Below are 6,472 nucleotides of genomic sequence, written 5' to 3'. Positions count from 1 at the left end.
CGTATTGCACGGCAAAGGCGAGGATCTTGGCGCCGCCGGCGACCACCGTCAGGTAGAACGCCCACAGCTTTAGATCGCCGGTGGAGGCGACCACGATCATGCCGGCGCCGAAGGTGGTGCCGCAGGCCGACGAGCTGCAGGTGCTGGCCGATCTCCTCAACGGTGCCGAGCGCATCACCTTGTTCTGTGGCCGCGGCTGCGCCGGCGCGCACGCGCCCTTGATGCAGCTTGCGGAGGCGCTGAAGAGTCCGATCGTCCATGCGCTCGGCGGCAAGGAGCATGTCGAATACGATAACCCCTACGACGTCGGCATGACCGGCTTCATCGGCTTCTCCTCGGGATACGCGGCCATGCACGCCTGCGACGCGCTGGTGATGCTCGGCACCGATTTTCCCTACAAGCAGTTCTTCCCGACCGACTGCCAGATCGCGCAGATCGACATTCGCCCGGAGAATCTGGGGCGGCGCTGCAAGATCGATCTCGGCCTCGTCGGCGACGTCAAGCTCACCATCGCGGCGCTGCTGCCGCTGCTCAAAGCCAAGACGCAGCGCAAGCACCTCGATGATGCCGTCGCGCATTACAAGAAGGCGCGCGAAGGGCTCGATGCGCTCGCCAAGGGAACGCCGGGCAGCAAGCCGATCCACCCGCAATATCTCGCAAAGATCATCAGCGACCACGCGGCCGACGATGCCGTGTTCACCGCCGATGTCGGCACGCCGACGGTGTGGGCCGCGCGCTATCTCGACATGAACGGCCGCCGCCGGCTGATCGGCTCCTTCGTGCACGGCTCGATGGCCAACGCGATGCCGCAGGCGATCGGCGCGCAGGCTGCCCAACCCGGCCGACAAGTGATCTCGCTCTCCGGCGACGGCGGCTTCACCATGCTGATGGGCGATCTGATCACGCTGACGCAGATGAAGCTGCCGGTGAAGGTGGTGATCTTCAACAACGGCGTGCTCGGCTTCGTCGCGCTGGAGATGAAGGCGGCCGGCTTCGTCGACACCAATGTCGACCTGGAGAATCCTGACTTCGCGGCGATGGCGCGCGCGATGGGCATCTTTGCCAAACGCGTCGAGGATCCCGGCGAGCTCCCCGGTGCGGTGAAGGAGATGCTCGCCCATAACGGGCCGGCGCTGCTCGATGTCGTCACCGCCAAGCAGGAACTGTCGATGCCGCCGACCATCACCACCGAGCAGATCAAGGGCTTCAGCCTCTGGGTGCTGCGCGCGGTGATGAACGGCCGCGGCGACGAGGTGCTGGATCTCGCGAAGACGAATCTCTTGCCGCGCTAGAGCGCAATGGAATCAAGATCGATGCTGCAGCGGAGGTGCGTTCCCTCTCCCACTTGCCGGAGAGGTGGACGAGCCCTTCATGCGCGGCTAACCCCGCTTCACCGAAGGTGGTGCCGGCAGCCGCTGCTCACGGCGCTGGAGGCGTTGCCAGTGCAGCGCGGTGCCGATCAGCAGGGCCGGCAGGAAGCCGAGCACGATCAGGAAATGCGGCAGCTGCGTCGGTGAGACGAAGGCGATGGCGATGTCCGAGATCAGCCAGAGCGCTGCGAATATCACCGCAAAGTCGGTTCGCGGGCAGCGGAGGTAGTAGAACACGGCGGTGATGAGGATCGCGGGACCGATCGCAACGCCGATCATGATTGCGGTCAGCTCCTTCGGCGTCAACGCGTCGAGCATCATCGAGGCCAGCAGCCAGAGTGCGGCGAACATGGCGACGATGTCGAGCGGATGCCGCAATCCAATACCTCTCGCAGTGACGCGCTATCGTTGTGGCCGGAACTGCGGCCGTCAAGTCAAAAGGCGCTTATTCCTCGTCACTTCCCGGCGTCGGACGCAGCATGAAATGACCGAAAGCGGTGGCGATCGGCTTTTCCGCATCGTCCTGCCAGGCGCGCGCCTCGAAGGCGACGATGCGCCGTCCCTGCTTCACGATCGAGACATCGGCGAACGTGTCGAGGGCGCGGCCGGAACGCAAATAGTTGACGGTAAGGCCGATCGGCTTGGGCAGCGCGGCGGTGCCGAGCTCGCGCGCCACGCCGACGATCGCGGTGGTCTCGAGGAAGGCGCCGGTCATGCCGCCATGGATCGCAGGCAGGATCGGATTGCCGATGATCACAGGCGAAAACGGCATCGTCAGCGTGCCGTTGCCGTTGACGCGGATGCCGAGGCAGCGCGCAAACGGGCTGTGCGCGAACGGGCCGTCCGGGTCGTCCGGCGCCTCCAGCGTCGGGATGCTCCGTCCATCCATCCTGCGGTCCGCGAGCATGTTGGTGCGGTTGGCGCCGATCATGAAGCAGGCGGTCGCGGTCGCCACCGGATCGTCCTCGGATTCCTGATAGGCGGTGGAGCGCACGAAGGCGATCGAGCGCGTGGTGCGGTAGCAGACCGAATGCGCCTTGATGTCGAGGCCCGGCGTCGCCGGCTTCTGGTAGTCGATGCGCAGATCGAGCGTCGCGATCGCGCGCGTGCCGTCGAGTGCAAGCTGCACCGCCATGCCGCAGCTCTCGTCCAGCATCGCGGTGACGACGCCGCCGTGCAGCACGCCGGTCTCGATGTCGCCGACGAAGACGGGCCGGTAGGGCAGGCTGGACCAGGCCTCAGCCGGCGCGAAACGGTCGAGCTGAAGGCCGCTGATATGGCCGTAATCGGAACGGCGGCCCTTGATCGCCTCGGCGAGTTCCTCGAACGGGAGCGTGGTCGGTATGGTGCTCATGGTGACGTTCTAGACCAGTGCCGGCCGCCGCGCAAAACCCAGAAGGGGCCTCGACAGAGCCGGCCAAAGCACCGATGGTGGGCGCTTCGTTCGTCGTTTAGCTGCAAGGAGCGCCCATGGCCGACCCCGAAACGCCCGCCGCCAATCAGGGGCCCGTCACCATTTCGACCTCCAGCTCGGAGCGGGCGCCGATCATCTATTTCGACGGCGCGTCCTGCTTCGGCCATCACAACGGCGCGATCCAGATCGAGCTCGCCGCGAACCTCTTGATGCCGATCGGCGCCGCCGTCAGGGTCGACGTGGTCCAGACCGCGCACTTACGTTGCAGCGTGGCCGCAGCGCTGGCGCTGCGCGAAGCGCTCGACAAGGCACTGGCGATGTACAAGCAGGGGCAGCAGCAGCCCGCGGCGGAGGAGATTCCGGTGGTGAAGAACTGAGGCTGCTTGTGCGATCGCATGTCACTGCGATCGCTTTTCAGCCCACATGCACCTTCGGCTTCCTGCCGCCGTTCCACTTGCCGTCGAGCGCGCGCTCGATCTGGGCGGCGAGCTGCAGCAGGAGGCCGTCATTGGCCTGCTTGGCGATGGCCTGGATGCCGAGCGGCAGGCCGTGCTCCTGGCTCGCCATCGGCATCGAGATCGCCGGCATGCCGCAGAGATTGGCGAGCGGCGTGAAGGCGAAGAAGCGCCAGAGATTGCCGAACCAGTCCAGCACATCGGGATTGTCGGAGATGGTGAGATATTCCCTGGTGCCGACCCTCGGCGTCGGCAGCGCGGTGATCGGCGTCAGGATCACGTCCCACTGCTCGAAGAAGGCGCCGAAGCCGCGTGACGTCGTGTTGAACACGCCCTGCATCTTCGCCCGCTCGGCAAAGGTGGTATGGCGGCCGGCTTCCCAGATCCGGATGTTCATGGGCTCGATCAGGTCTTCCGGCGGCTTGTCCAGCCCGCGCGCGGCCAGCATGTTGGAGATCACCACCGCAAAGTTCGAGATGTAGCAGGTGGTCTGCGCGGCGAAGGCGGCGCGGAAATCGAGCTCGGGCAGGGCGTAGTCGACGTGATGGCCGAGGCCTTCGAGGAAGCGGCCGGTCTTCTCCAGCTCGGCTGCGATCTCGGGCGTAGCGGTGTAGTCGCCCCACGTGTGCGACAGCGCGATGCGCAGCTTTGAAGGATCGCGCTTGATCATCTCGGAATAAGGCTGCGCCGTGGTCCAGAACGGCATGAACTCGCCGGGCGCAGGTCCCCTCGCGTGATCGACGAAGGCGGCGGTATCGCGCACCGAGCGCGACTGGCAGCCCTGGATCGAGACGAGGCCGGTGAGGTCGGACATGTGCGGGGCGAGCGAGAACACGCCGCGCGAGACTTTCAATCCGATATTGCCGTTGACGCCGGCGGGAATGCGGATCGAGCCGCCGCCGTCGGTGGCATGCGCGATCGGCACTACCCCCGCGGCGACCATCGCGGCGCTGCCCGCGGACGAGCCGCAGGTGGTGTAGTCGGTATTCCAGGGATTGCGGGTGACGTAGACGGCGGGATTGTCGGCCGAAGAGCACACGCCGAATTCCGGCGTGGTGGTGCGTCCGATCAGGTTGAGCCCGGCCTGGCGGAATTTGCCGGTCAGGAACGTGTCGGCCGCGGCGCGATTGCCGCGCATCAACAGCGAGCCCATCTCCTGCAGCCGGCCCTTCATGGTCGGCCCGAGATCCTTCATCAGGAAGGGCAGGCCGGCGAAAGGACCTGCGAGATTGGCGCCATCCTTGGCGGGATCGGCGATCACGTCCTCGAACAGCTCGACCACGCCCGACAGGGCGGGATTCACCTTGGCGACACCCGCGGCAGCCTGGCGCGCCAATTCCTTCGCCGTCAGCTCGCCCTTGCGGACACGCCCCGCCAGTGCGACGCCATCGTGCTGCGCCCATTCAGTCCAGCTCATCGGCAAGGTCATGACGTCAAAATCCCCTTGAATAGCGAGGCCACCTTTTTCGCAAGGGACCGCCTGAATCAACTGAGCCGGCGCGAGGGGCAGGGTTGCGTGGGGCGGAGAGGTGGCCGATCAATCGAAGAGCCGCGCGATGACCGCAACCGGTCCGCCGCCCGCCGGCCCCTGATGTTCGGCGCCGCCGGAAACATAGACCGCCCCGGTGCCGGCGAGACCTGCAATCAGGCCGCCGACGGCAGCGCGCGCGTGGCGGGTCGAGCTGATGTCGGTATCCTCCAGCATAGTGTGGCGGAAGCCGCGCACGCTGCCATCAGGCGAGGCCTCCGCTTTGGCAAAGACGTTGACGAGCGCGCGACCTGCCGCAGTTTCTGGCGCAACGCCAACGCTCTGCAGTGCCGACATCACCGCCGAGGCGTCGATCGCATCGTCCATCACGGCGTGGCCGATCTCGAACTCGCTCACCGACGCCGCTGAGTTGCCGAGCACGATGACGACGTTGTGCATCAGCTCGATCCCGGACGAGGTCGAGGCCACTTTCGAGAACAGATCGTAGCGCCGCAGCACGTCTTCGTCCCGGACATCGGAGGCGATCTCGCCGAGCGCAACGGCAACGCCGAGGGCGGACGCGCCGCGCGAATAGGCCATCGAGCTGTAGGCGCTGGTCGTCACCGTCTTGTTACCGCGCGCGTTTGCCGCCGCGACGCGATCGCTGGTCAGCAGCGGGCACTTGATCTGAACGAAATGGACGTCGGCGGGATCGGTGAGGCCGGCATCCACCATCGCGGCTTTCACGGCCCTGGCCGTCTCCGTGATCTGCGCGGAGCGGCCGAGCTCTTCGGGAAGGAAATCGCGGGTGTACGCCATGCCGATGCTCAGGCGCTTGCCTGCGATGCCCGCCGGCCGCTGCGGGACATCCTGGCGCGTGAACACGGTGATGTGCGGGCTGAGCACGCCCTCGGTGCCGCCTGACATCACAAAGGCGATCCGCTGCTCGACCTCATGCGCCGTCAGACCGAGCTGCGGCGCAAGCGCCGTGCACAGCGCGGCAACGGCATACTCCCGGGTGAAATCATTGACACCGCCATTGCCCTCGGTCTTGCCCAGGATGGCGAGGATCGATTTGGGATCTATCGCGCCGGAGCCGATCATAGCCATGAGGCTGGAGACGTCGCCGGGGCCCTTGGTGGCGAGCTTGAAGACGCCGGCCGATGTGGCGCGCATGGAGTGTCCTCCTAGGAAGTTCGCTGGTCCGGCAAGAGCAACCAGCCGTGGAAGTCAGGTGCGTGTCAAGGTGTGGTGCAATCGATGGATCACGCGCTATGGTCCGGCTTTCCCCGGGACGGCACGGAATGCGGCGTGCGCGCCGGTGGCCGTCCGCACCCTGTGTCGCACGCTAGTCAACCCCGTCCGCCAAAAATATTCCGCTTTACCGAAATTCGGTTTCGGCGTATGTGTCGGCCATCCTGATCCGGCGAAAGGGGCGGTCGTACGTCGTTTCGAACCGCGGATCGGGGAGCGGTGGACGCGGCAGCGTCGTGCACGAGAGGTGGGAGCAGGGCGGGATCAACCCCGTGAGGTCCCGGCCGCGTGCGGACGAGCGGCGCTTGAAGCGTACGGCCAAATCGCGTGGTCCTGGCTGTCGTTGCTACAGCCAAGCCTTGCGGAGGTGCGGGCCGCCCGACCGGGCGACGCGCGCCGCCAATTCGCGAGGTGACGGAGGCAAGCAGGAACTCGTCTCCGGGGAGAGCGCGCCATACGCCGTCAAACATCGCGCAGGGAAGGCCGGACGTTTCCGGCTTCACCTGTCATC

General features: G+C 66.2%; 5 protein-coding genes and 2 pseudogenes. 2 read left to right on the top strand and 5 right to left on the bottom strand.

What is annotated here, in order from left to right; genetic code table 11:
• Positions 1–112 (bottom strand): annotated as a pseudogene (locus tag MOV74_RS28255) (intracellular septation protein); the annotation flags it as partial.
• Between MOV74_RS28255 and MOV74_RS28250 the strand changes: the two are divergent.
• Positions 102–1,292 (top strand): annotated as a pseudogene (locus MOV74_RS28250) (thiamine pyrophosphate-dependent enzyme); the annotation flags it as partial. The pseudogenes MOV74_RS28255 and MOV74_RS28250 overlap by 11 nt on opposite strands.
• A gap of 87 nt (positions 1,293–1,379) precedes the next feature.
• Here MOV74_RS28250 and MOV74_RS28245 read toward each other — a convergent pair.
• The gene (locus MOV74_RS28245) at positions 1,380–1,748 is read right to left on the bottom strand and encodes a hypothetical protein (protein ID WP_246929891.1); all 369 of its coding nucleotides are present in this window, start codon (positions 1,746–1,748) and stop codon (positions 1,380–1,382) included.
• Between the two features lie 67 nt (positions 1,749–1,815).
• Positions 1,816–2,724, bottom strand: coding sequence for a PaaI family thioesterase (locus MOV74_RS28240; RefSeq protein WP_246929889.1), 909 nt, complete (start codon positions 2,722–2,724; stop codon positions 1,816–1,818).
• A 116-nt stretch (positions 2,725–2,840) separates the two neighbouring features.
• Between MOV74_RS28240 and MOV74_RS28235 the strand changes: the two genes are divergently transcribed.
• Positions 2,841–3,161 carry a hypothetical protein gene (locus tag MOV74_RS28235; RefSeq protein WP_246929887.1) on the top strand — a complete coding sequence of 107 codons (321 nt, stop codon included), beginning with the start codon at positions 2,841–2,843 and terminating at the stop codon, positions 3,159–3,161.
• Positions 3,162–3,198: 37 nt separating this feature from the next.
• On the opposite strand, the gene MOV74_RS28230 is transcribed toward MOV74_RS28235, so the two are convergent.
• Together MOV74_RS28230 and MOV74_RS28225 are read right to left on the bottom strand one after the other, a co-directional pair.
• Entirely contained in the window at positions 3,199–4,668 is a 1,470-nt protein-coding gene (locus tag MOV74_RS28230; protein WP_246929885.1) for an amidase, read from the bottom strand.
• A gap of 108 nt (positions 4,669–4,776) precedes the next feature.
• Complete coding sequence (locus tag MOV74_RS28225; protein WP_246929884.1) at positions 4,777–5,883, bottom strand: ring-opening amidohydrolase; 1,107 nt, start codon at positions 5,881–5,883, stop codon at positions 4,777–4,779.
• Positions 5,884–6,472: the final 589 nt, after the last annotated feature.

The sequence above is a fragment of the Bradyrhizobium sp. SHOUNA76 genome (assembly GCF_023006445.1).
Taxonomy (GTDB): domain Bacteria; phylum Pseudomonadota; class Alphaproteobacteria; order Rhizobiales; family Xanthobacteraceae; genus Bradyrhizobium.
The sequence above is the reverse complement of the archived record's forward strand: the minus strand, read 5'-3'. Positions and strand labels throughout refer to the sequence as shown.